The sequence below is a fragment of the Nitrogeniibacter mangrovi genome (genome assembly GCF_010983895.1).
Lineage (GTDB): Bacteria > Pseudomonadota > Gammaproteobacteria > Burkholderiales > Rhodocyclaceae > Nitrogeniibacter > Nitrogeniibacter mangrovi.
In genome coordinates, this window is the sequence record NZ_CP048836.1 from 4,018,053 (window position 1) to 4,037,866 (window position 19,814).

The window sequence follows — 19,814 nt, forward strand, 5'->3', positions numbered from 1 at the left end:
GCAGGGACACGCCACACCGGAGCCGGAGCATACCCGAGCCGACCCGATTCCGTGTCCGCAACGCCGCCGGCCCTCTGTGTTCCCGATTCGAGCACATCCGGCCGGCGGTGCGCCTGAGGCGGATCAATTCTGGTGGCGATCGAGGCCGTCGAACCGACTCCCGGTGACGCCCGACCGGGCCGAAAGGCCCACCCCAACGCCATGGGAAGGCATAATGCACTCCAAGACGTTCCACAAAACGACCGTTCGTATCAACTCACCTCCCGGCCATGCCCGCTCCCCTTGACCGTCGCCTCCCGTCCCTGCGCCGCGCACGCGCAGGCGCGCGGCTGATCGGTCGTGTGCTGATCGCGATCGGCACGCTGGGGGCGATTGCCGCCACCCCGGCGTCGGCCCAGGCGCTGCGCGCCGACACGCCACCGACCGGCCCCATCGGAGCGCAGGCGTCCATCCTGACCGTGACCGACGCGCGCGGCGACGACCTGGCCGGCGTGCGCGCGCGCTTCGAACGCGGCGAGGGGCGGCGCTCGCGGCACGCGGTGATCTCCGCCGGCATCGACGCGCCCGCCACCTGGCTGGCCTGGCAGGTGCGCAACCCGACCGACGCGCCGGTGGCGCGGCGCCTGGGGGTCGACAACCCGTGGATCGACCAGCTCGATCTCTATCAGGTCACACCCGGCCAGGCGGCACGCCACTGGCACACCGGCGACGCCGAGCCCCAGGCGAGCCGTCCGGTGGCCGGGGTGAACTTCGCCTTCGACCTGAGCTTCCCGCCCGGCGACACGGCCCTGTACCTGCGCGCGCGCACCGCCGACCCGCTGGTGCTGCCGGTCCATCTCGAATCGGTCGCCCAGTCGGCGGCGCGCCAGTCGCAGACCGACTTCCTGCAGGCCTTCGGCTACGGCTACCTGGTGGCGCTGATCGGCTACAACCTGCTGATCTGGGCCGGCGTGCGCAAGCGCAGCCACCTGCTCTACTCGACCTACCTGGGCAGCTTCGTGCTCCTCAATCTGGCCTACACCGGCTACGGCTACGCCTGGCTGTGGCCGGCGCACCCGGGCGTCCAGCGCTACATCATCCTGATCCTGATGGTGGCGTTCTCCATCGCCGGGCTGATGTTCGCCCTGCGTTTCCTCGACATGCGCCGCCATGCCCCTGCACTGCGCCGGGGCGTGCGCCGCGCCTGCGTGGCGGCGGCGGCCGCCACCGGCCTGTGCGTGGCGATGGGCGCCCAGGGCCTGACGGCGACCCTCGCCTTTGTCGTCATCTGCGCCTTCACCCCCACCATGCTGTGGCTCGGCATCGTCGCCCTGCGTGCCGGCCATGCCGCGGCCCGCTACTTCCTCGCGGCCGCCGGCGCCGGCACCGCGGGCACCCTGATCACCGCGCTGGCGGTGCTGGGCGCCATTCCCTTCACGCCATGGACCTTCCATGCGGCGCAGTTCGGCATGCTCACCGACGCCACGCTGCTGGCGCTGGCGCTGGCGCACCGCTTCCGCCTCAACGACGCGGACCGGCGCCGCGCCGAGGCGCTGGCCCGTACCGATCCGCTCACCGGTCTGCTCAACCGCCGCGCCTTCTACGAGCGGGCGGACGCCGCGTGGAGCACGGCGGCACGCAACGACCGGCCGCTGGCGGCGGTGGTCGTGGACATCGACCACTTCAAGCGGCTCAACGACACCCACGGCCACACCACCGGTGATGTCGCCCTCGCGGAAGTGGGCCGGGTGCTGGCGTCCACGGCCCGGCGCGGCGACATCGTGGCGCGCTGGGGTGGGGAGGAATTCGTGGTGTTGCTGCCGGAAACCGATGAACACCAGGCGGCGCGGCTGGCCGAGCGTCTGCGCCGGCAGATCCACGCCCTGGAGCTGGCCACCAGCGACGACACGCCGATTCGCCTGAGCGCGAGTTTCGGTGTGTGCAGCCGCACCGGCCTGGACTCGCTCGACGCCCTCATCGACACTGCCGATACGCACCTGCGTGAGGCCAAGCAGGCCGGCCGCAACCGCGTGGTCAGCGCGCGGCTGGCACCGCTCGCCTGCGACGCCACGCCCCGGGCCTGACGCTCAGGAGGGCCGCAGGCGGCGCAGGCTCACCGAGGGGTTCTCGCCGAAGCGGCGCCGGTAGCTGGCCGCAAAGGCGCCGAGATTGGCGTAGCCCCACTGCTGCGCGACGCTGGCGACCGTGGCCCCGTGGCCGGCGCTGAGCAGGTCGCGCCGGACCCCCTGCAGGCGCAGTTCGCGCAGGTGGGCCATGGGCGAGGTGCCGCGGAACTGACGGAAGCCGCTGGTGAGCGCGCGCACGCTGATCCCGGTGGCCAGCGCCACTTCGCTGAGCGTGGGTGCGCTGCGCGCATGCTCGGCCATGTAACGCTCCGCGCGGCGCACATAGCCCGGCGCCACGCAGGGCAACGGGCGCGGCGCCGCAGGCCGTTCGAACTGCCGCACCCACTCCATCACCATGTGCATGCCGAGCATCTCGGCCAGATGCCGGCCCAGCGGTCCGTCGGTGACCTGCTCGGGCGTCTGCGCCACCGCGCGACAGGCATAGTCGAGCAGGCTGAGCCAGGCCGAACCGGTGCCGCCGAACTTGAACTTGCAGCGCCACATCCCCTCGTCGGCCGCCTGCCCGAACCAGCGCTGGTAGAGGTCGGCGAGGAAGGCATGCGGGAAGGTGATGTTGACCTGCAGGTGCTCGGGATTGAAGTCGGCCCAGTATTCGGTGCGGCTGGTGTCCACCAGGAAGGTCTCGCCCACGTCCACCTCGGCGCAGCGCCGGGTGTCGATCCAGTGGCGCGACTTGCCGCGGATGGTGGTCAGCGCCATGCCCATGCCCGGCCCGCGCGAGAACTCGTTCAGGTGCACCGGGATGCCGTAGTGGAACCGGCTCAGGATCATGCTGCCGATGGTCACCGCGTAGAGCGCGGAGTCGGGGTGGTGACAGGGCCCCGGGGTCACCGTGTAGGGCATGTAGACCTGGTTGGTCCATGCCCTCAGTTCGTCGAAGTCCCGGGTGAGGATCAGTTCATGCCGGTCGGTCGCCGCGCCCGCCGCGTCGACCACCAGGGCGCTTTGCAGGAAGTCCATGAGGTCCCTCCGTGTCACGCTCGGATTGTGGCCGATCCAGGCCCCCGAGGGGGCCGGGATCAGAAGATCTTCAACAGACGCAGATTGATGCGCACGTCCTCCTTGACACCATTGCGCACCGACAGGTCGGTGCCCGCCGAGCCCAGGATCTGCCAGCTCGGGGTGAGGAAGTGCCCCACCGACAGCAGGCACTTGGTGCGCCGCTGGGCATCGTCCTGGTCCACCCCGTCGATCTCGGTCTCGCCGCCCCAACTATACGAGATCGCCGGGCTCACGTAGGTGGTGTCGCTGAGCGGATAGCGCAGATGCGCCTGGAGCTCGTAGAGCGGCTTCTGCCGCAGCCTCGCCCCGGCGGGACCGAAATCGCCGTTGGCGCCGAACACGGTCACGTCGCCGATCACGTCGAGCATCATGTTGCCCGGGATCGGCGTCATGTAGCCGACCTGCAGGGCGAACTTCCAGCGGTTCTCACCGAGGGCGTTGATCGCGCGATGGCGGTCGTACTTTCCGGTGGGCAGCCACAACCAGGGGGAGACGACGAAGGCGCGCTTGCCCTCCGGGTCGTTGATCAGGTGGATGGTATCGACCAGGATCAGATCGCCGATGCCGTTGGCCGACTTGAGCGCCGAGAGGTCGCCGCCGGTGGTGACGCGGCCGAAGGGCTGCAGGAACTGCAGCGCATGCACCTGCTCGCCGATCTGGGTGTAGTGCACGCCGCGGGCGATGCCCACGTCGGCGCTCAGGCGGGCATGGCCGGAGACCTTGTCGCCGTCGGCATAGAGGGTGTCGCCGCTGCTGTGCTGCAGGTACAGCACCGCGAGGTTGGTCCCCGCGGGCAGGCGGGTGATGTCGCCCGCGTCGATGGTCACCGCCCGTGCCGGCGAGGCGCCGGTCAGGCCGAGTGCGGCGGCCGCAAGCAGGCCGCCCATGCTTCGGGTCAGCATGTTCATGAGTTCTCTCCTGTGGATGCTGTCGGGGTCGGGGGCTCAGGCCGGCAGGGCCAGCAGCTCGCCGAGGTGGCGGTCGATCTGCTCGAAGTAGCTCGGCTCGAGGCCGAACAGCCCCAGATGGCCGAACTCCGAATGGATCGGCCGCAGTTCGCTGCCCGGGATCAGGGCCTGCTCGGCGGCACAGTCGCGCACCGGGAAGAACATGTCCTCGTCGATGGGCATCACGAACACCTTGGCGCGGATGCGCTCGAGGGCCGCGGCCAGATTGCCGCCGGTGTGACGGGCTACGTCGGCGCGCTGCCACTTCCACGCCATGCACAGCAGATCGTTGGGGTCCATGGGCAGGAAGTAGGCGTCGAGGAAACCGACCAGGAAGTCGTCCAGCGAGGAGAAGCCCAGCTCGCGCCAGCGCGCCTTGCGGAACATCTCGGTGGAAAAGCCCATCACCGCCCACAGGCGGGCGTGCCGGCGCAGGCCCGCGCGCACCGCATGCGAATCCGGGTAGTCGCCGCCGGCCCACAGCGGGTCGCAGGTGATGGTGTCCATCAGGGTCTGCGCGAAGATGACGTCGTGCGGGGTATTGGCGGCGGTGCCGGCGATGGGTGCGGCGCGGGCCACCATGTCCGGGTAACGCACCGCCCATTCATAGGTCTGCTGCGCACCCATGGAGCCGCCCACCACCAGCGCCAGGCGGCTGATGCCGAAGTGCTCGGTGACGAGCCGGTGCTGCGCGCGCACGTCGTCGCCGATGCGCACGCGGGGGAAGTTCGGTCCGTCGAAGGGGCTGGGGGTGTTGTGCGGCGAGCTCGACAGGCCGTTGCCGATCTGGTTGACGAAGATGATGAAATGGCGCGCCGGATCGAGCGCGCGGCCCTCGCCGGTATAGACGTCGATCATGATCCGGCTCGTACCCGAGAACCAGGTGGGCACGAGGATGACGTTGTCCTTGCTGGCGTTGAGGGTGCCGAGGGTGTGGTAGGCCAGGTGCGCGTTGCGCAGGGTGCCGCCGTCCTCGAGGGTGAAATCGCCCAGTTCGAACCGGGCGTACGGACCATGGATGTCCGCGTTGTAGTAGGGATGGATCTCCATCACACGATGCCTCCTTTGTCATGTGGTCTCACGCGCGGTCTGTGTGCGCCGCGTCGTGGCAAGACGATGACAAAGGCCCCCGTGCGCCGGTGTCCGGCTCCGGCAGCGCGCTGTCGCGATCGGGCAGTTATTGAAATGAAAAGGGCCGCTTGCGCGGCCCCGGACCCGATTCGAGCGGAGGTGTCCTACTGGTTGGGCACCTTCTCGTCCGGATGGAAGATCTCCTGGCTGGCGCCCCCCTTGTCGGCGCCGATGTCCTGCTCCACGGCGGGCAGCTGGTGGGCGATGCCCTTGTGGCAGTCGATGCAGGTCTTGCCGGCCGAGAGGCCTTCCTGGTGCATGCGGGTGGAGCGACGCCCCTGGATCGAGTAGTCGAAGTACTCGTAGTTGTGGCAGTTGCGACATTCGCGCGAGTCGGTCTTGCGCATGCGCTCCCATTCATGCTCGGCCAGCTCGAGGCGATGGGCCTGGAACTTCTCCCGGGTGTCGATGGTGCCGAGGAGCTTGTGCCACACCTCGTTGGACGCCTGGATCTTGCGGATGATCTTGTGGGTCCATTCCTTGGGCACGTGGCAGTCCGGGCAGGTGGCGCGCACGCCGCTGCGGTTGGAGTAGTGGATGGTGTTCCGGTATTCCTTGTACACGTTGTCCTTCATCTCGTGACAGGAAATGCAGAAGGCTTCCCGGTTGGTCCATTCCATGGCGGTGTTGAACGCGCCCCAGAACAGGATGCCGGCGACGAACACCAGCGCGATCAGCCCCCACCCGGCGCCGCGCAGGCGTCCGACGAGGCCCCTCTTGTTGTTGTCGTGACTCATGTCTTGCTCCCTTGCGGCACGCGATCAGCGCAGGCCTTCGGCTTTCTTGAAGGTGTTCTCCACCAGCGGCTTGGCGTCCGTTTGCGGCACATGGCACTGGTTGCAGAAGTAGCGCCGCGGCGAGATGTTCGACAATTCCTTGCCATCCCGGTCCTTGAAGTGGGTCAGGCTCACCTTGGTCGCGCCGGTCTCGCGGTAGCGCGTCCACGAGTGGCAGTCCATGCACTTGTTGAAGTTGGTGGTGATGGAATAGCCGTCGATCTTGTGCGGAATCAGCGGTGGCTGCTGCACGTAGTTGCGCTCGATCGGCGGGCCATCCTTCTCGGTGGCGTACTTGCCCGGCTCGCGGCTCTGGGTCTCCACGTCCCGGCCGCGCAGGCTCTCGACGGCGCCGGCCGCCTGCGCCGCGATGACGGTGCCCAGGCTCGCGGCCATGAGGGCCGCAACGAAAAACTGACGGGTCTTGTTGTTCATGACTCGCTCCTGTCGAATCGGGTGGTCAGTCGAAACACATCCTTGCCGCACACGTCGATGCAACGTCCGCAGCTGGTGCAATCCTTGTCGAGAATCAGCGGGTGGGCCTGGCCCACCGCCTTGAGGGCGGGCCGGATCACCTGGGGCTCCGGGCACACCGCGAAACAGTCCATGCAGTCATCGCATGCGCGCCGCTGGTCGGCGGTGACGCGGATCAGGGCGGTCTTGCCGAGCAGGCCGTAGAAGGCCCCCACCGGGCACACATGACCGCACCAGCCCCGGCTGGCGAACAGCAGGTCGTAGAGGAAGACGGCCAGCACGATGCCCCACGCCAGGCCGAAGCCGAAGATGAGCCCCCGGTGCAGCATGGACACCGGATTGACCCACTCCCAGGCGATGCTGCCGGTGGCCGCCGAGGCGACCAGGGTGAAGCCGAGCAACCAGTAGCGCGTCCACGCGCTGGGGGTCTTGCCGCCCTTGATGCCGAGCCGGCGCCGCAGCCAGGCCGCCGCGTCGGTCACCAGATTCACCGGGCACACCCAGGCACAGAACAGGCGCCCGCCGAACAACAGGTAGAAGGCGAGCACGATGGCGCCGCCGAGCAGCGCGTCCTTGTAGGGCACGTGGCCAGCCGCAAGCGACTGCGCCAGCAGGTAGGGATCGGTCAGCGGCAGCACCCCGAGGGTGAGGCTGGAGCTGAGGTTGCCCTTGACGATCCACCAGCCGAACCAGGGGCCGGCGAGGAACAGGGCGAGGATGCCCAGTTGCGTGATCCGGCGCAGCAGCAACCACTTGTTGGCGCGCAGCCGCCCTTTCACGCGCACCGCCTCGAGGCCCGGCCGGGCCAGGGTGCGGGCGCGCTGGGCGGCGCGCGCCTCCGGCGTCGGGGGGCAGCCCTGGGTCATCTCGCCGCTCATGGCTTCCACCCCGAATCGAGTCCCGCCGGCTTGCCGTCGATCGCATCGCCGTGTTCCGGCGCCTGGCGGGTGTCGCCATAGTTGCGATCCTCCAGCCCGCGCATAGGCAGCTGTTCCTGCTCGCCGATGAGCGAACCGCCGGCCTTCTCCTTCTCCACCCAGCCCTTGCGGTAGTGTGCGGCGGCCTGGCCCTGGGCGAGCGTGTAGGGCAGCACCCGGATCGCCGCCTCGGGCAGCACGCAGGACTTCTCGCACTTGCCGCAGCCGGTGCAGAAATCCGAATGCACCGTCGGCAGCAACATCGCATGACGGTCGGAGCGCGGGTTGTGCACCAGCTCCAGGGTGATGGCCTTGTCGATGACCGGGCACACCCGGTAGCACACGTCGCAGCGCAGGCCGAGGAAGTTCAGGCAGGTCTCGTGATCGATGAGCACCGCCAGCCCCATGCGCGCCTTGCCGATGTCGGTCAGGTCGCGATCCAGCGCCCCGGTCGGACAGGCCGCCACGCAGGGGATGTCCTCGCACATCTCGCAGGGCACCTTGCGGGCGGTGAAGTAGGGGGTGCCGGTGGCCACGGTGTCACCCAGTTCGGCCAGCTTGAGGGTGTCGTACGGACAGTCACGCACACACAGGCCACAGCGCACGCAGGCCGACAGGAACTCGCGCTCGGGCAGGGCGCCCGGCGGCCGGATCGCCAGCGCCGGCCGCGCGCTGGCCTGTTCCCCATACAGACCGACCCCGAGCGCGAGCATGCACGCGCCCCCGGCCGCGCCGGCCATTTCCCGCAGGAAACGGCGGCGCGCCTGGACGGCCTTGGCGCCGGGATCGGATGGGTTCCGGATGGTCATGTCGTAAGGGCCCGGCGGGACGGCGGCAATCGCCGCCCCGCGCCGGACCGCTCCCTCTCATCAGGCCTTGGTCACCTTCACGGCGCATTTCTTGAAGTCGGTCTCTTTCGAGATCGGGCAGGTGGCATCGAGCGTGAGCTTGTTCACCAGCCGCCCTTCGTCGAAGAACGGGATGAAGATCAGGCCCTGGGGCGGCTTGTTGCGCCCGCGCGTCTCGATCCGGGCGACGATCTCGCCGCGACGAGAGGTCACCTTCACCTCCATGCCCCGCTGCAGGCCGCGCCGGGCCGCATCGTCCGGGTTCATGAAGATCTGCGCCTCGGGCACCGAGCGGTGCAGCTCGGGCACCCGCTGGGTCATGGAGCCGGTGTGCCAGTGCTCGAGCACACGGCCGGTGCACAACCACAGGTCGTATTCCTGGTCCGGGCTCTCCGCGGGCGGCTCGTAGGGCAGCGCGAAGATCACCGCGCGCTTGTCCGGCTTGCCGTAGAACTCGATGTCCGCGCCCTTGGTGACGTACGGATCGTAGCCCTCGCGGAAGCGCCACAGGGTCTCCTTGCCGTCCACCACCGGCCAGCGCAGGCCGCGTGCCTTGTGGTAGGCGTCGAAGTCGGCCAGGTCGTGACCATGGCCGCGGCCCCAGCTGGCGTATTCCTCGAACAGGCCCTTCTGCAGGTAGAAGCCCAGCTCCTTCGACTCGTCGTTCATGTAGCCGGTCCAGGCGTGATCGTTGGCCTTGGCGACGTCGGAGATCGGGAAGGCGTCCACCTGGCCGTTCTTGAACAGCACGTCGAACAGGGTCTTGCCCTTGTACTCCGGCATCTTCGCGACCATGTCGGCCGGCCAGGCCTCCTCGACCTTGAAGCGCTTGGAGAACTCGACGAACTGCCACAGATCCGACTTGGCCTCGCCCGGAGGCGCCACCTGCTGGCGCCAGAACTGGGTGCGGCGCTCGGCGTTGCCGTAGGCGCCTTCCTTCTCGGTCCACATGGCGGTGGGCAGGATCAGGTCGGCCGACAGCGCGGAGACGGTCGGGTACGGATCGGAGACCACCACGAAGGCCTCCGGATTGCGCCAGCCCGGATAGGTCTCGTCATTGGTGTTGGGACCGGCCTGCATGTTGTTGTTGCAGGTGACCCAATAGACCTTGAGCTTGCCGTCCTTGAGCATGCGGCTCTGGAGCACGGCGTGGTAGCCCACCTTGCCGTTGAGGAAGCCTTCGGGCAGCTTCCAGATCTTCTCACCGACCTTGCGGTGCTCGGGCTTGGCCACCACGAAGTCCGCCGGCAGGCGGTGGGCGAAGGTGCCCACCTCGCGCGCCGTGCCGCAGGCCGAGGGCTGGCCGGTCAGCGAGAACGGGCCGCAACCGGGCTTGGAGATCTTGCCGGTGAGCAGGTGGATGTTGTAGCACAGGTTGTTGGCCCAGGTGCCCCGGGTGTGCTGGTTGAAGCCCATGGTCCAGTAGGACACGACCTTCTTGTTCGGGTCGGCATAGAGTTTCGCCAGGCGCTCGAGCCGCTCGGCGGGCACGCCGGAGAGCTTGGCCACCTTCTCCAGGGTGTACTCGGAGACGAAGGCGGCGTACTCATCGAAGCTGATCGGCTTCGAGCCGCCCGCCTTGGTGGCGTTCTTGGCCGCCTTCTCGCGCGGGTCGGTGGGCCGCAGGCCGTAGCCGATGTCGGTGTTGCCCATCGCGAACTTGGTGTGCTTGGTGACGAACTCGGTGTTCACCGCCTTGTTCTGGATGATGTAGTTGGCGATGTAGTTGAGGATCGCCAGGTCGGTCTGCGGCGTGAAGATCATGCCGTTGTCGGCCAGCTCGAAGGAGCGATGCTCGAAGGTGGACAGCACGTGCACTTCGCAGCCCTTGTGGGTGAGGCGCCGGTCGGTCAGGCGTGACCACAGGATCGGGTGCATCTCGGCCATGTTGGAGCCCCACAGCACGAAGGCGTCGGCGTTCTCCAGGTCGTCGTAGCAGCCCATGGGCTCGTCGATGCCGAAGGTGCGGATGAAGCCGGCCACGGCCGAGGCCATGCAGTGGCGCGCGTTCGGATCGATGTTGTTGGACCGGAAGCCGCCCTTCATGAGCTTGGAGGCGGCATAGCCCTCCCAGACGGTCCATTGGCCGGAACCGAACATGCCCACGGTAGAGGTCAGCTCGTTGGCCGCCTTGCCCTCGTTGGCCTTGATGTCATGGGCCAGCGCGGCCTTCCACTTCTCGGCCATGATGTCGAAGGCCTGGTCCCAGCTCACCGGGGTGAACTCGCCGTCCTTCGCATACTTGCCGTCCTTCATGCGCAGCAACGGTTTCGTCAGGCGATCCTTGCCATACATGATCTTGGACAGGAAGTAGCCCTTGATGCAGTTCAGCCCCCGGTTGACCGGCGCGTCCGGATCGCCCTGGGTGGCCACCACGCGACCGTCCTGCACCCCCACCAGCACCGAACAGCCGGTGCCGCAGAAGCGACAGGCCGCCTTGTCCCAGCGCACGTCGGTGGCCGTCACGTCGGCCGCATTGGCCACCGTCGGCAGCGCGACCCCCGCCGTGGCCGCCGCCGCGGCGACGGCATTGGCCTTGATGAACTCACGTCGATCCATAGTCATTTCACGCCTCCTGTTCCTGCATCTCGATACCGTCGCCGGTGTATTCATAAGCCAGGGTCACGCCGTGCACACGCTTGTTCACGTTGACCGCCAGAATGGAATCCATCATCGAATAGCCCTCGCCGTCCTCGACGGTCACGATCAGCCGACCGCCGTCGGGCGCGGCGCCATGCACTTCGACGCCGGGGATCTCCAGCAGCTCGCGCGTCAGGGCCTCGCGTTGCCCCGGCGCCACCCGGACGACCAGACTTGCGATATTCATTGTTCGATCTCCATGGGGTTGGATTGAGCGACGCCGATGGCGCCGACCGGACACGGCGCCACACAGGCGCCACAGCCCGTACAACGGTCCGATTGCAGTTCGGGGCGGGCGATGCCGCCCAGCGCGGGGCGACAGCGGATGGCGCCGGCGTCGCAGTTCTCGGCGCAGATCCGGCACTCCACGCCCTGCCCGGTGAGGCAGCGGTCGCCGATGACCGCCTTCAGGGCCCAGGGGGCGACACCGTCCGCACGGTGCAGCGCATGCGGCGCACAGGCCGCCACGCAGTCACCGCAGAAGGTGCATTCGCCGGCGCTGAAGTCGAGGGTGGGATAGCCGCCTTCGCCGGACCGGATGATCCGGGTCGGGCACTGCGTGACGCAGTCGCCGCAGCGGGTGCACAGCTGTTCGAACTGGCCCGGGGCGACCGCCCAGGGGGGTCGGGGCACGTGCGCGCTGCGCGAGAGACGGCCGCGAAGGAAACCGCGGCGTGCTGCATCCATGACGACTCCAAATCCCTACGCCTTGTGTGGATTAAGATTGGACACCCGCACGGCGGAGCCCAACCTTGACTCACATCAAGCTGACGCACATGAGACGCGAGGAATGGAAAACATGCACCGTGGATGGTGCCGTCAGGGGGACGTCAGGGGGAAATCGGCGTCGCCGCCTGGCGGTGGGAGATGGCGTCGAACCAGCGCACCAGCAATCGATAGATGTCGATATCGAAAGCGTAGGTGGCCCCTTGGAGGGAATCAAGGACATCCGCATCGCTGCGCGCGGTGGCCAGGTAGCACCAGCGGTCGAGCAGGTGGAACTCGCTGCGGCCGGTGCTATCGTCATGCTCGGCCACGCACACCGGCCCCTGCCACGGCCAGGGCTTGACACCCTTTCCGGATAAGGCCGCCATGAGGCGGGCATCATGGGCCTCGGGGGTTTCCTTGCCCGCGCACACGCCGGCACAGCGCTTCATCTGGTGCGCCATGCAGGCGCCGGTGCGCCCGGGCTCCAGCCCGAGCCGGCGCGGGCACAGCTTGTACAGGTGCGCCAGCTCGCGCAACAGGTTGTCCGCTTCCTTCTTCGTGCGGAAGGCACCGAACACATCGGCCCAGTCGCGCGGATCGGTGTCCGACAGCGGCACCCGCTCGAGCACCTGGGCCTTGCGCTTGTTGCTGGGCACCACGCGCAGGCCGAACACGTCGTCGTTCTTGCGCAGCAGGCGATTGTGCAGGGGCCGGTGATGCTTGATGAGGCAGGCCTCGAGCAGCAGCGCGCCGAGCTCGCCGGCGGTCTGCTCCCATTCGACCCGACGCACCTGGCGCGCCAGTTCGGCCTCCTTGCCGTTCATGCGGTCGGCGGCGAAATGGGACATCACCCGCGCGCGGATGCGCTTGCTCTTGCCGATGTACAGCGGCAGGTCGTTGTCGCCGTAGAAGAAATACACCCCGGGGCTGTCGGGCATGCCCTCGAGCACGCCCTCGGGCAGGCCGGGCGGGCGCGAGGGACGCTTCATCGCCCGATCGATGGCGTTGCCCAGATTCGGCGCCGGGAAGGCATCGACGGCCTGCTGCAGGAACTGCCACAGCACGTCCGCATCGCCCATGGCCCGGTGGCGCGCTTCGCACGTCAGCCCGTGGCGTTCGATGATCGCGTCCAGCCCGTGGCGGTGATGCGCCGGATACAGCGCGCGCGAGAGCTTGACGGTGCACAGCACCGGCGCGTCGAAGCTGCGCCCCAGGCGCTCGAAGGCGTTCTTGAGAAAGCCGTAGTCGAAGCGCGCGTTGTGCGCCACGAACACGGCGTCGTCGAGCAGCGCCCAGACCGCGTCGGCGAGCGTCTCGAAGGGCGGCGCGTCGGCCACCATGGCATCGGTGATGCCGGTGAAATTCTGGATCGTCGCGGGGATGTGGACGCCGGGATTGGTGAGCGAGGACCAGCGCTCGACGACACGGCCGTCTTCCACGCGCAGGATGGCGATCTCGGTGATCCGGTCGCGCACCGGATGGGCGCCCGTGGTCTCGAGATCGACGATCGCCAATCGTTGGGGAAGCGTCACGCTAACGCCCCCGACGCTCGCTGAGGCTTGCGGGCCCCACCGGACAGTGACGGGGGGTGCTCAGTTGTCCGTCTGGTAGTAGTAGGGCTTGGGCGGCACCTTGGCGGCGTTCTGACGCGTGCGGGTCTCGGCATCCTGCGGCTTGTCCCACCACAGGGCGCGGCCCTGCTGCTGCTCGCCCTTCTGCTCCGGATGCTTTTCCATCCATTCGCGCATGAACTTCGTGTGTTCGGATTCGTACAACGCCATGAGTGACTCCTGATTCAAGCCGGCCGATTGTAGGCAAACGGGCGCCGAAACGCCAGCCCCCAAGGCAATTTACCGTTTGATTTCAGCCTTTTGACGCGACACCCGGGTCACCGCGGGCTGAACCCGCACATGGCGGATGACGCGGGCCAGGTGCTTGCGGTCGGCCACCTCGATGTTGAAGGTGAGCACCGTGTAGGGCGCCTGCTCCGAATCCATGGTCACGTTGAGGATGTTGGCTTCGGCCTCGGAGATGGCCGAAGCCACCTTGGCGAGCACGCCGCGGTTGTCGATGGTCACCACCCGGATCGCCACTTCGAACAGGCGGTCGTCCACCGGCTCCCAGCCCACGTCGATCCAGCGCCCGCGATCGCCGCGCAGGCGCGACACCGCCGGGCAGTCGTGCACATGCACCTCCAGGCCCTGGCCCTTGCGCACCGCGGCGATGATCTCGTCGCCGGGGATCGGGTGACAGCAGCGCGCCAGCTGCACCGCTGCGCCCTCGGAGCCGCGGATGAGCACCGCGCCGGCCGGCTTGGGCTTGATCACGTCGGGGCGCCCCGACTCCATGTCCTGGGCCTCGGCCAGCCGCCGCGCCACGATCACCGGCAGGCGCTTGCCCAGGCCCAGGTCGGCGAAGACCTCGCGCCGGGCGCGCACCCCACGGTCGCGCAGGAAGCGGTCCCAGGCGAAGGTGGAGATCTGCCCCAGGGTGAGTCCGTGCGGGCGCAGGGCCTGGTTGAGCAGGCGTTCGCCCAGGGTCACCGCCTCGTCCTGCTGCGCGGTCTTGAGGAAGTGACGGATCTGCGCACGCGCCTTGCCGGTGCGCACATAGCTGAGCCAGGCCGGATTCGGGCCGGCATGGGCGGCGGTGATGATCTCCACCTGATCGCCGTTGCGCAGTTCGCTGCGCAGGGGCACCAGCTCGCCATTGACGCGGCAGGCCACGCAGCGGTTGCCGATGTCGGTGTGCACCGCGTAGGCGAAATCCACCGGCGTCGAGCCGCGCTGCAGGGACAGGATGTGGCCCTGCGGTGTGAACACGTAGACCTCGCTCGGGAACAGGTCGATCTTCACGTGTTCGAGGAATTCGGTGGCCTCGGCGGAGGCCGACTGCAGCTCGATGAGCGACTGCAGCCAGGAATGGGTCTTCTGCGCCAGTTCGGACAGACTCGACTCGTCGTCCTTGTAGAGCCAGTGCGAGGCCACCCCCGACTCGGCCACGTGATGCATCTGGCGGGTGCGCACCTGCACCTCCACCGGCGTGCCGTAGGGGCCGATCAGGGTGGTGTGCAGCGACTGGTAGCCGTTCGCCTTGGGGATGGCGATGTAGTCCTTGAACTTGCCCGGCACCGGCTTGTACAGCGCGTGCAGCGCGCCGACGGTCAGATAGCAGGACGGCACGTCGGGCACGATGACCCGGAAGCCGTAGATGTCCAGCACCTGGGAGAAGGTCAGGTGCTTCTCCACCATCTTGCGGTAGATGCCGTAGATGTGTTTCTCGCGCCCCTGGATCTCCGCCGAGATGCCCCACTGGGGCAGGCGCCCCTCGAGCGCCGTGAGCACCTTGCCCACCAGCTCGCGGCGGTTGCCGCGCGCCGCCTTCACCGCCTTGGACAGCACCTGATAGCGCATCGGGTGCTTGTGCATGAAGGACAGCTCCTGCAGTTCGCGGTAGAGCTGGTTCAGGCCCAGGCGGTTGGCGATGGGCGCGTAGATCTCGAGGGTTTCGGTGGCGATGCGGCGGCGCTTGGCCGGGCGCACGTAGTCGAGCGTGCGCATGTTGTGCAGGCGGTCGGCCAGCTTGATGAGGATGACCCGCAGATCCGAGGCCATCGCCAGCAGCATCTTGCGGAAGTTCTCCGCCTGCGCCTCTTCCTGGGAGCGGAACTCGATCTTGTCGAGCTTGGAGAGCCCGTCGACCAGCTCGGCGGTCTGCTTGCCGAAGCGCTCGGTCAGCTCCTCCTTGGTCACCGAGGTGTCCTCCATCACGTCGTGGAGGAGCGCGGCCATCAGGGCCTGGGAGTCCAGGTGCCACTCGGCGACCAGTTCGGTCACCGCGACCGGGTGGGTGATGTAGGGCTCGCCGCTGGTGCGGTACTGGCCCTGGTGCGCGTTACGCGAGAAGTAGTAGGCGTTCTCGATGCGGCCCACGTCTTCGGGCCGCAGATAGGTGGCGATCTTCTTGCGCAGCCGCTCGAAGTCCAGCGTCGGGACGCTGGAGGCGGGCGGTGCGAATGGTGCGGGGATGGGACGACCGATATCCACGGAAGGTGACCTCATTCACGATCGTCCCGGCCCCGATTCCCCGGACAGGGAATCAGGCCTGCCCCCGGTTCAGGACTTCCAGCCCCACCTTGCCGGCCGCGATTTCGCGCAGGGCGATCACAGTGGGTTTGTCCTTGTCGGACTTGTCCAGTTCCACCTGCGGCTCATTGCCGACGGTGAGCTGGCGGGCGCGGTAGGTCGCCGCCAGGGTCAGCTGGAAGCGGTTCGGGATTCTCTTCAGACAATCTTCGACGGTAATACGGGCCATGAACGGTCAGTCCTTTTCAAGGAAATCGAAATACGAGGGATGGCGCGCATGCTGGTTGGCGTAGCGAAGCCGGGCGGCACGCACGACAGCCACCAGATCCTCAAGCGCGTCAGGCAATTCGTTGTTAATTATAACGTAATCAAACTCCGACACGTGGCGCATCTCCCCGCGCGCGCCGAGCAAGCGGCGGATGATGACTTCCTCGCTGTCGGTGCCACGACCACGCAGGCGGCGCTCCAGTTCATCCATGGACGGGGGCAGGATGAAGATGCCCACCGACTCAGGGAACATCTTGCGCACCTGCTGCGCCCCCTGCCAGTCGATCTCCACCAGGGTGTCGCGCCCGGCGTCGAGCTCGCTGCGTAGCCAGGCCTTGGAGGTGCCGTAGTAGTTGCCGTGCACCTCGGCCCACTCGAGAAACTCGCCCGCGTCGCGCAGCTCGCGAAAGCGGTTGATGTCCACGAAACGGTATTCGCGCCCGTCCGCCTCGCCCGGACGCGGCGCGCGCGTGGTGTAGGACACGGACAGCTGCACGCCGGTGTCGGCCTTGAGCAGCCCCTGGACGAGGGTGGTCTTGCCGGCGCCCGACGGCGCCGTGACGATGATGAGGGTCCCTGGCATGCGCGCTCGATTCCGCGTTGACGACAGAAACGCCAAGTCTAGCGGAATGCCCCGCCCGGAGACAGGGCGCGCCGGGCACGGCGCGGGCGTCGCGACGGACCGCGGCCCGCCACGCCCCCCGGCCGGCATGGCCACGAAAAAGCCGGTTTTATCGTCACAAATACCCGCAAACACACGCGAAACGATTACAATACGCGTTTCACTTGGCTGCGGCGCCATCGCCGTTCCGGGTGAATCGACGGCCGTGACGACACGCGCCCGCGTCGCCTTCGCGGCCCCCTCGCCGCCCCGGTCGACGGCGCCCCCGGCTGTCGAAAAAAATTACAACCCGAGCGCGAACTTCGTGAATGGCCACGAGTCACATCCGCGAACGATGCACGAATCGGGGGTTGCAATCGGAAGGATCACCCCCATCTTTCCGCCGTCTGTGTCTCGGGTCGCCACACGCCACCCCGGTGTGCGCGACCGAACTGGAGTGATCAATGAGCAGTAAATCGGACAAGAACGTTCGCAAGATTCTCGGCACCGCCGCCGTGGCTCTGGCCGTCCCGGCCGCCGCGAGCGCTGCCGCCGCCATCAACACCAGCATGATCGACAACGCCTCCATGAGCAGCCCCGCCGGCAAGCGTCAGGCACGCCTGCGCGAAGACGGTGGCGAGCCCGAACTGTTCCCCCTCAAGCTGCGCCCGTCCCTGACCGCCGCCAAGGAAGTGGGCGAGAAGCCCATCCAGGTGAAAGTGATGGACAGCGAAGGCCGCCGCATCCTGCTCGCGCGCGCCCACGGCAACATCACCCTGGGCCCGCTGCCGGCCGGCGAATATCGCCTCCAGCTGCGCTCCGGCGCCAACACCGAAGAGCATGCGATGAAACTGGGTTCCGGCAAACGCGGCCTGCTGCGTTACGAACTGGGCGCCTGAGGCGCCCCCCAGACGAAAAACCCCGGCACGTGCCGGGGTTTTTGCTTTTGGCGGTTCGAACTCACGCGTAGGTGGGCGCGAACGCCGCCTCGGGCGACGCGGCCGGCGCGTCGCCGTTCCAGTACGGTGACAGCTTGCGCAGCTGATCGATGATCGGCGGCACCGAGGCGATCACCCGATCCACCTCCTCGGCGGTGTTCTCGCGCGACAGCGAGAAGCGGATGGTGCCGTGGGCCGCGGTGTAGGGAATGCCCATGGCGCGCATCACGTGCGAGGGCTCCAGCGACCCGGAGGTGCACGCCGACCCGGAACTGGCGGCGATGCCCAGCTTGTTGAGCAGCAGCAGGATGGCCTCGCCCTCGATGTATTCGAAGGCGATGTTGCTGGTGTTGGGCAGCCGGTTGCTCGTGTCGCCGGTGGCGAAACAGTGGCTGATCTGGCCCAGGATGCCCTGTTCGAGCCGGTCGCGCAGCGCACGCACCTGGGTGTTCTCCACCTCCAGATGCGCCTGCGCCAGCTCGCAGGCCTTGCCCAGCGCGACGATGCCAGCGGCGTTCTCGGTGCCGGCCCGGCGACCGCGTTCCTGGTGGCCGCCGCGCAGCAGCGGGCGGAAGCGACAACCACGCCGCAGGTAGAGCACACCGATGCCCTTGGGCGCATGCAGCTTGTGGCCCGACAACGACAGCATGTCGATCTTGGTGTTCTTCAGGTCGATGGGGATCTTGCCCACCGCCTGCACCGCATCGGTGTGGAACATGATGCCCTTGGCGTGGGCGATCTCGGCCATTTGCTCCACCGGGAAGAGGGTCCCGGTCTCGTTGTTGGCCCACATCGCGGAGACCACCGCCACCCGGTCGTGCAGCATCGACTTGTACTCGTCGATGTCGATGCGGCCCTTCTTGTCCACCCCGAGCTTGTGCACGACGACGCCTTCCTTCTCCAGCCATTCGCCCAGGCTGAGGATGGCCGGATGCTCGACGGCGGTGATGATCACCGTGTTGCGCTCCGGCTGCGCCTTGAGGGCGGAGAGGATGGCGGTGGCGTCCGACTCGGTGCCGCAGGAAGTGAAGATGATCTCCGAGTCATGCTCGGCGCCGATCAGCGCTTGCACCTGGCCCCGCGCGGTCTTGAGCGCGCGGCCGACCTGCGAGCCGAAGGCGTGCATGGACGACGCGTTGCCGAAATGCTCGGTGAAGAAGGGGAGCATGGCCTCGACCACCGCCGGATCGACCCGGGTGGTCGCGTTGTTGTCGAGGTAGATGGGTTTCATGATGTCTTTCTCCGACCGTCCTAAAAACCGCCCTGGATGGCGGCTGCGAGCGTAGGAACCGACCGCGCCACCCGCCGGACCGCCCCAAGGGCAGCGCAGCCCCCTCGGGAGCCAGCGAGCATCGCGAGCGTGGGGGCCGACCGCGCCGACCGCCGGGCCGCCCCAAGGGCGGCGCAGCCCCCTCGGGGGGCAGCGAGCATCGCGAGCGTGGGGGCCTTCTTCTCCATCTTCAGGCCTCGACCGGCATGTGCGACGAGGGCAGCACCTGCACCAGTTCGCCCAGCGCCTCGATCATCTTCTGCTGGATGCCGCCCAGCGTCGCCGCCTCCATCATGCAGCCCGAACAGGCGCCTTTGAGGTGGACGTAGATCATCTTGCCCTGCACGTCGGCCAGCTCGACGTCGCCATGGTCGCGTTGCAGCATCGGGCGCACTTCTTCGAGCACCTCCTCGATCTTCCTGATCTTCTGCACCAGGGTGAGTTTCTTCGCCGGTGCCGCGGCCGCCACCCCCGCTTCGGCTTCGGTCGGCGGCGACACTTCCGCGCCGCTGGCCGACTCGGCCATGACCCTGGCGAGGATGTCCTCGATGCCTTCATGGCAGGCCGCGCAGCCGCCGCCCGCCTTGGTGTAGTGGGTCACGTCCTGCACCGTCTTGAGGTTGTTGGCGCGGATGGTGTCCTCGATCATCACCGCGTCGATGGCGAAGCACTTGCACACCAGCGCGCCTTCCTCGTGGTCGTCCTCCCACACCTCGCCCCGGTAGTTGGCCACCGCGGCCTGCAGGGCCTCGCGGCCCATCACCGAGCAGTGCATCTTCTCCGGCGGCAGGCCGTCGAGATAGTCGGCGATGTCCTGGTTCGACACCTTGAGCGCCTCGTCGAGGGTCATGCCCTTGATGATCTCGGTCAGCGCCGAGGACGAGGCGATGGCCGAACCGCAGCCGAAGGTCTGGAAGTGCGCGTCCTGGATGACCTCCGTCTCCGGATCGACCTGGAGCATCAGGCGCAGGGCGTCACCACACTGGATCGAGCCGACGTCGCCGATGCCGTTGGCCGCATCGAGCGGTCCGGAGTTGCGCGGATTGAAGAAGTGCTCGCGCACCTTGTCCGAGTATTCCCACAT

At 67.8% G+C, this 19,814-nt stretch carries 19 protein-coding genes; 2 read left to right on the top strand and 17 right to left on the bottom strand.

What is annotated here, in order from left to right; genetic code table 11:
- Nucleotides 1-341: 341 nt before the first annotated feature.
- Nucleotides 342-2,063, top strand: a complete 1,722-nt coding sequence (locus tag G3580_RS18555) for a diguanylate cyclase (protein WP_173768053.1) — start codon at nucleotides 342-344, stop codon at nucleotides 2,061-2,063.
- A gap of 3 nt (nucleotides 2,064-2,066) precedes the next feature.
- Here G3580_RS18555 and G3580_RS18560 read toward each other — a convergent pair whose 3' ends face one another.
- The 15 genes from G3580_RS18560 to gmk form a co-directional block, all read right to left on the bottom strand.
- Nucleotides 2,067-3,086, bottom strand: coding sequence for an AraC family transcriptional regulator (locus G3580_RS18560; RefSeq protein WP_173768054.1), 1,020 nt, complete (start codon nucleotides 3,084-3,086; stop codon nucleotides 2,067-2,069).
- A gap of 59 nt (nucleotides 3,087-3,145) precedes the next feature.
- On the bottom strand, nucleotides 3,146-4,036 hold the full coding sequence (locus tag G3580_RS18565; RefSeq protein WP_228720716.1) for a transporter: 891 nt from the start codon (nucleotides 4,034-4,036) through the stop codon (nucleotides 3,146-3,148).
- Nucleotides 4,037-4,072: 36 nt separating this feature from the next.
- On the bottom strand, nucleotides 4,073-5,125 hold the full coding sequence (locus tag G3580_RS18570) for an alpha/beta fold hydrolase (RefSeq protein ID WP_173768056.1): 1,053 nt from the start codon (nucleotides 5,123-5,125) through the stop codon (nucleotides 4,073-4,075).
- A gap of 185 nt (nucleotides 5,126-5,310) precedes the next feature.
- Nucleotides 5,311-5,943, bottom strand: a complete 633-nt coding sequence (locus G3580_RS18575) for a NapC/NirT family cytochrome c (RefSeq protein WP_173768058.1) — start codon at nucleotides 5,941-5,943, stop codon at nucleotides 5,311-5,313.
- 24 nt (nucleotides 5,944-5,967) lie between these two features.
- Complete coding sequence (locus G3580_RS18580) at nucleotides 5,968-6,417, bottom strand: nitrate reductase cytochrome c-type subunit (protein WP_173768060.1); 450 nt, start codon at nucleotides 6,415-6,417, stop codon at nucleotides 5,968-5,970.
- Complete coding sequence (napH, locus tag G3580_RS18585) at nucleotides 6,414-7,334, bottom strand: quinol dehydrogenase ferredoxin subunit NapH (RefSeq protein ID WP_173768062.1); 921 nt, start codon at nucleotides 7,332-7,334, stop codon at nucleotides 6,414-6,416. The genes G3580_RS18580 and napH overlap by 4 nt, the downstream gene beginning before the upstream one ends.
- Entirely contained in the window at nucleotides 7,331-8,182 is an 852-nt protein-coding gene (napG, locus tag G3580_RS18590; RefSeq protein WP_173768064.1) for a ferredoxin-type protein NapG, read from the bottom strand. The genes napH and napG overlap by 4 nt, the downstream gene beginning before the upstream one ends.
- A gap of 60 nt (nucleotides 8,183-8,242) precedes the next feature.
- The gene (gene napA / locus G3580_RS18595) at nucleotides 8,243-10,786 is read right to left on the bottom strand and encodes a nitrate reductase catalytic subunit NapA (protein ID WP_173768066.1); all 2,544 of its coding nucleotides are present in this window, start codon (nucleotides 10,784-10,786) and stop codon (nucleotides 8,243-8,245) included.
- 1 nt (nucleotide 10,787) lies between these two features.
- A complete protein-coding gene (locus G3580_RS18600; RefSeq protein WP_173768068.1) occupies nucleotides 10,788-11,048 on the bottom strand; it encodes a chaperone NapD in 261 nt (86 codons plus the stop codon).
- Complete coding sequence (gene napF, locus G3580_RS18605) at nucleotides 11,045-11,548, bottom strand: ferredoxin-type protein NapF (RefSeq protein ID WP_173768070.1); 504 nt, start codon at nucleotides 11,546-11,548, stop codon at nucleotides 11,045-11,047. The genes G3580_RS18600 and napF overlap by 4 nt, the downstream gene beginning before the upstream one ends.
- A gap of 143 nt (nucleotides 11,549-11,691) precedes the next feature.
- Entirely contained in the window at nucleotides 11,692-13,101 is a 1,410-nt protein-coding gene (locus G3580_RS18610; RefSeq protein WP_173768072.1) for an exonuclease domain-containing protein, read from the bottom strand.
- 60 nt (nucleotides 13,102-13,161) lie between these two features.
- Nucleotides 13,162-13,350 carry a DUF3460 family protein gene (locus tag G3580_RS18615; protein WP_173768074.1) on the bottom strand — a complete coding sequence of 63 codons (189 nt, stop codon included), beginning with the start codon at nucleotides 13,348-13,350 and terminating at the stop codon, nucleotides 13,162-13,164.
- Between the two features lie 69 nt (nucleotides 13,351-13,419).
- Entirely contained in the window at nucleotides 13,420-15,615 is a 2,196-nt protein-coding gene (locus G3580_RS18620) for a RelA/SpoT family protein (RefSeq protein ID WP_407670948.1), read from the bottom strand.
- A gap of 52 nt (nucleotides 15,616-15,667) precedes the next feature.
- Entirely contained in the window at nucleotides 15,668-15,883 is a 216-nt protein-coding gene (gene rpoZ / locus G3580_RS18625; protein WP_173768078.1) for a DNA-directed RNA polymerase subunit omega, read from the bottom strand.
- A gap of 6 nt (nucleotides 15,884-15,889) precedes the next feature.
- Nucleotides 15,890-16,504, bottom strand: coding sequence for a guanylate kinase (gmk, locus tag G3580_RS18630; RefSeq protein WP_173768080.1), 615 nt, complete (start codon nucleotides 16,502-16,504; stop codon nucleotides 15,890-15,892).
- A 482-nt stretch (nucleotides 16,505-16,986) separates the two neighbouring features.
- Here gmk and G3580_RS18635 point away from each other — a divergent pair, with 482 nt between their 5' ends.
- On the top strand, nucleotides 16,987-17,421 hold the full coding sequence (locus G3580_RS18635) for a hypothetical protein (protein ID WP_173768082.1): 435 nt from the start codon (nucleotides 16,987-16,989) through the stop codon (nucleotides 17,419-17,421).
- A gap of 61 nt (nucleotides 17,422-17,482) precedes the next feature.
- On the opposite strand, the gene nifS is transcribed toward G3580_RS18635, so the two are convergent.
- Entirely contained in the window at nucleotides 17,483-18,691 is a 1,209-nt protein-coding gene (gene nifS, locus G3580_RS18640; protein ID WP_173768084.1) for a cysteine desulfurase NifS, read from the bottom strand.
- Between the two features lie 229 nt (nucleotides 18,692-18,920).
- The gene (gene nifU / locus G3580_RS18645) at nucleotides 18,921-19,814 is read right to left on the bottom strand and encodes a Fe-S cluster assembly protein NifU (RefSeq protein ID WP_173768086.1); all 894 of its coding nucleotides are present in this window, start codon (nucleotides 19,812-19,814) and stop codon (nucleotides 18,921-18,923) included.

Excerpts from the sequence above, each read along its gene's own strand:
- G3580_RS18580 (WP_173768060.1), bottom strand. The coding sequence starts at position 6,417 with ATGAACAACAAGACCCGTCAGTTTTTCGTTGCGGCCCTCATGGCCGCG.
- G3580_RS18635 (WP_173768082.1), top strand. The coding sequence starts at position 16,987 with ATGAGCAGTAAATCGGACAAGAACGTTCGCAAGATTCTCGGCACCGCC.
- napF (WP_173768070.1), bottom strand. The coding sequence starts at position 11,548 with ATGGATGCAGCACGCCGCGGTTTCCTTCGCGGCCGTCTCTCGCGCAGC.
- G3580_RS18600 (WP_173768068.1), bottom strand. The coding sequence starts at position 11,048 with ATGAATATCGCAAGTCTGGTCGTCCGGGTGGCGCCGGGGCAACGCGAG.
- G3580_RS18570 (WP_173768056.1), bottom strand. The coding sequence starts at position 5,125 with ATGGAGATCCATCCCTACTACAACGCGGACATCCATGGTCCGTACGCC.
- nifS (WP_173768084.1), bottom strand. The coding sequence starts at position 18,691 with ATGAAACCCATCTACCTCGACAACAACGCGACCACCCGGGTCGATCCG.
- G3580_RS18615 (WP_173768074.1), bottom strand. The coding sequence starts at position 13,350 with ATGGCGTTGTACGAATCCGAACACACGAAGTTCATGCGCGAATGGATG.
- gmk (WP_173768080.1), bottom strand. The coding sequence starts at position 16,504 with ATGCCAGGGACCCTCATCATCGTCACGGCGCCGTCGGGCGCCGGCAAG.
- rpoZ (WP_173768078.1), bottom strand. The coding sequence starts at position 15,883 with ATGGCCCGTATTACCGTCGAAGATTGTCTGAAGAGAATCCCGAACCGC.
- nifU (WP_173768086.1), bottom strand. The coding sequence starts at position 19,814 with ATGTGGGAATACTCGGACAAGGTGCGCGAGCACTTCTTCAATCCGCGC.
- G3580_RS18560 (WP_173768054.1), bottom strand. The coding sequence starts at position 3,086 with ATGGACTTCCTGCAAAGCGCCCTGGTGGTCGACGCGGCGGGCGCGGCG.
- napG (WP_173768064.1), bottom strand. The coding sequence starts at position 8,182 with ATGACCATCCGGAACCCATCCGATCCCGGCGCCAAGGCCGTCCAGGCG.
- G3580_RS18565 (WP_228720716.1), bottom strand. The coding sequence starts at position 4,036 with ATGAACATGCTGACCCGAAGCATGGGCGGCCTGCTTGCGGCCGCCGCA.
- G3580_RS18575 (WP_173768058.1), bottom strand. The coding sequence starts at position 5,943 with ATGAGTCACGACAACAACAAGAGGGGCCTCGTCGGACGCCTGCGCGGC.
- napA (WP_173768066.1), bottom strand. The coding sequence starts at position 10,786 with ATGACTATGGATCGACGTGAGTTCATCAAGGCCAATGCCGTCGCCGCG.
- napH (WP_173768062.1), bottom strand. The coding sequence starts at position 7,334 with ATGAGCGGCGAGATGACCCAGGGCTGCCCCCCGACGCCGGAGGCGCGC.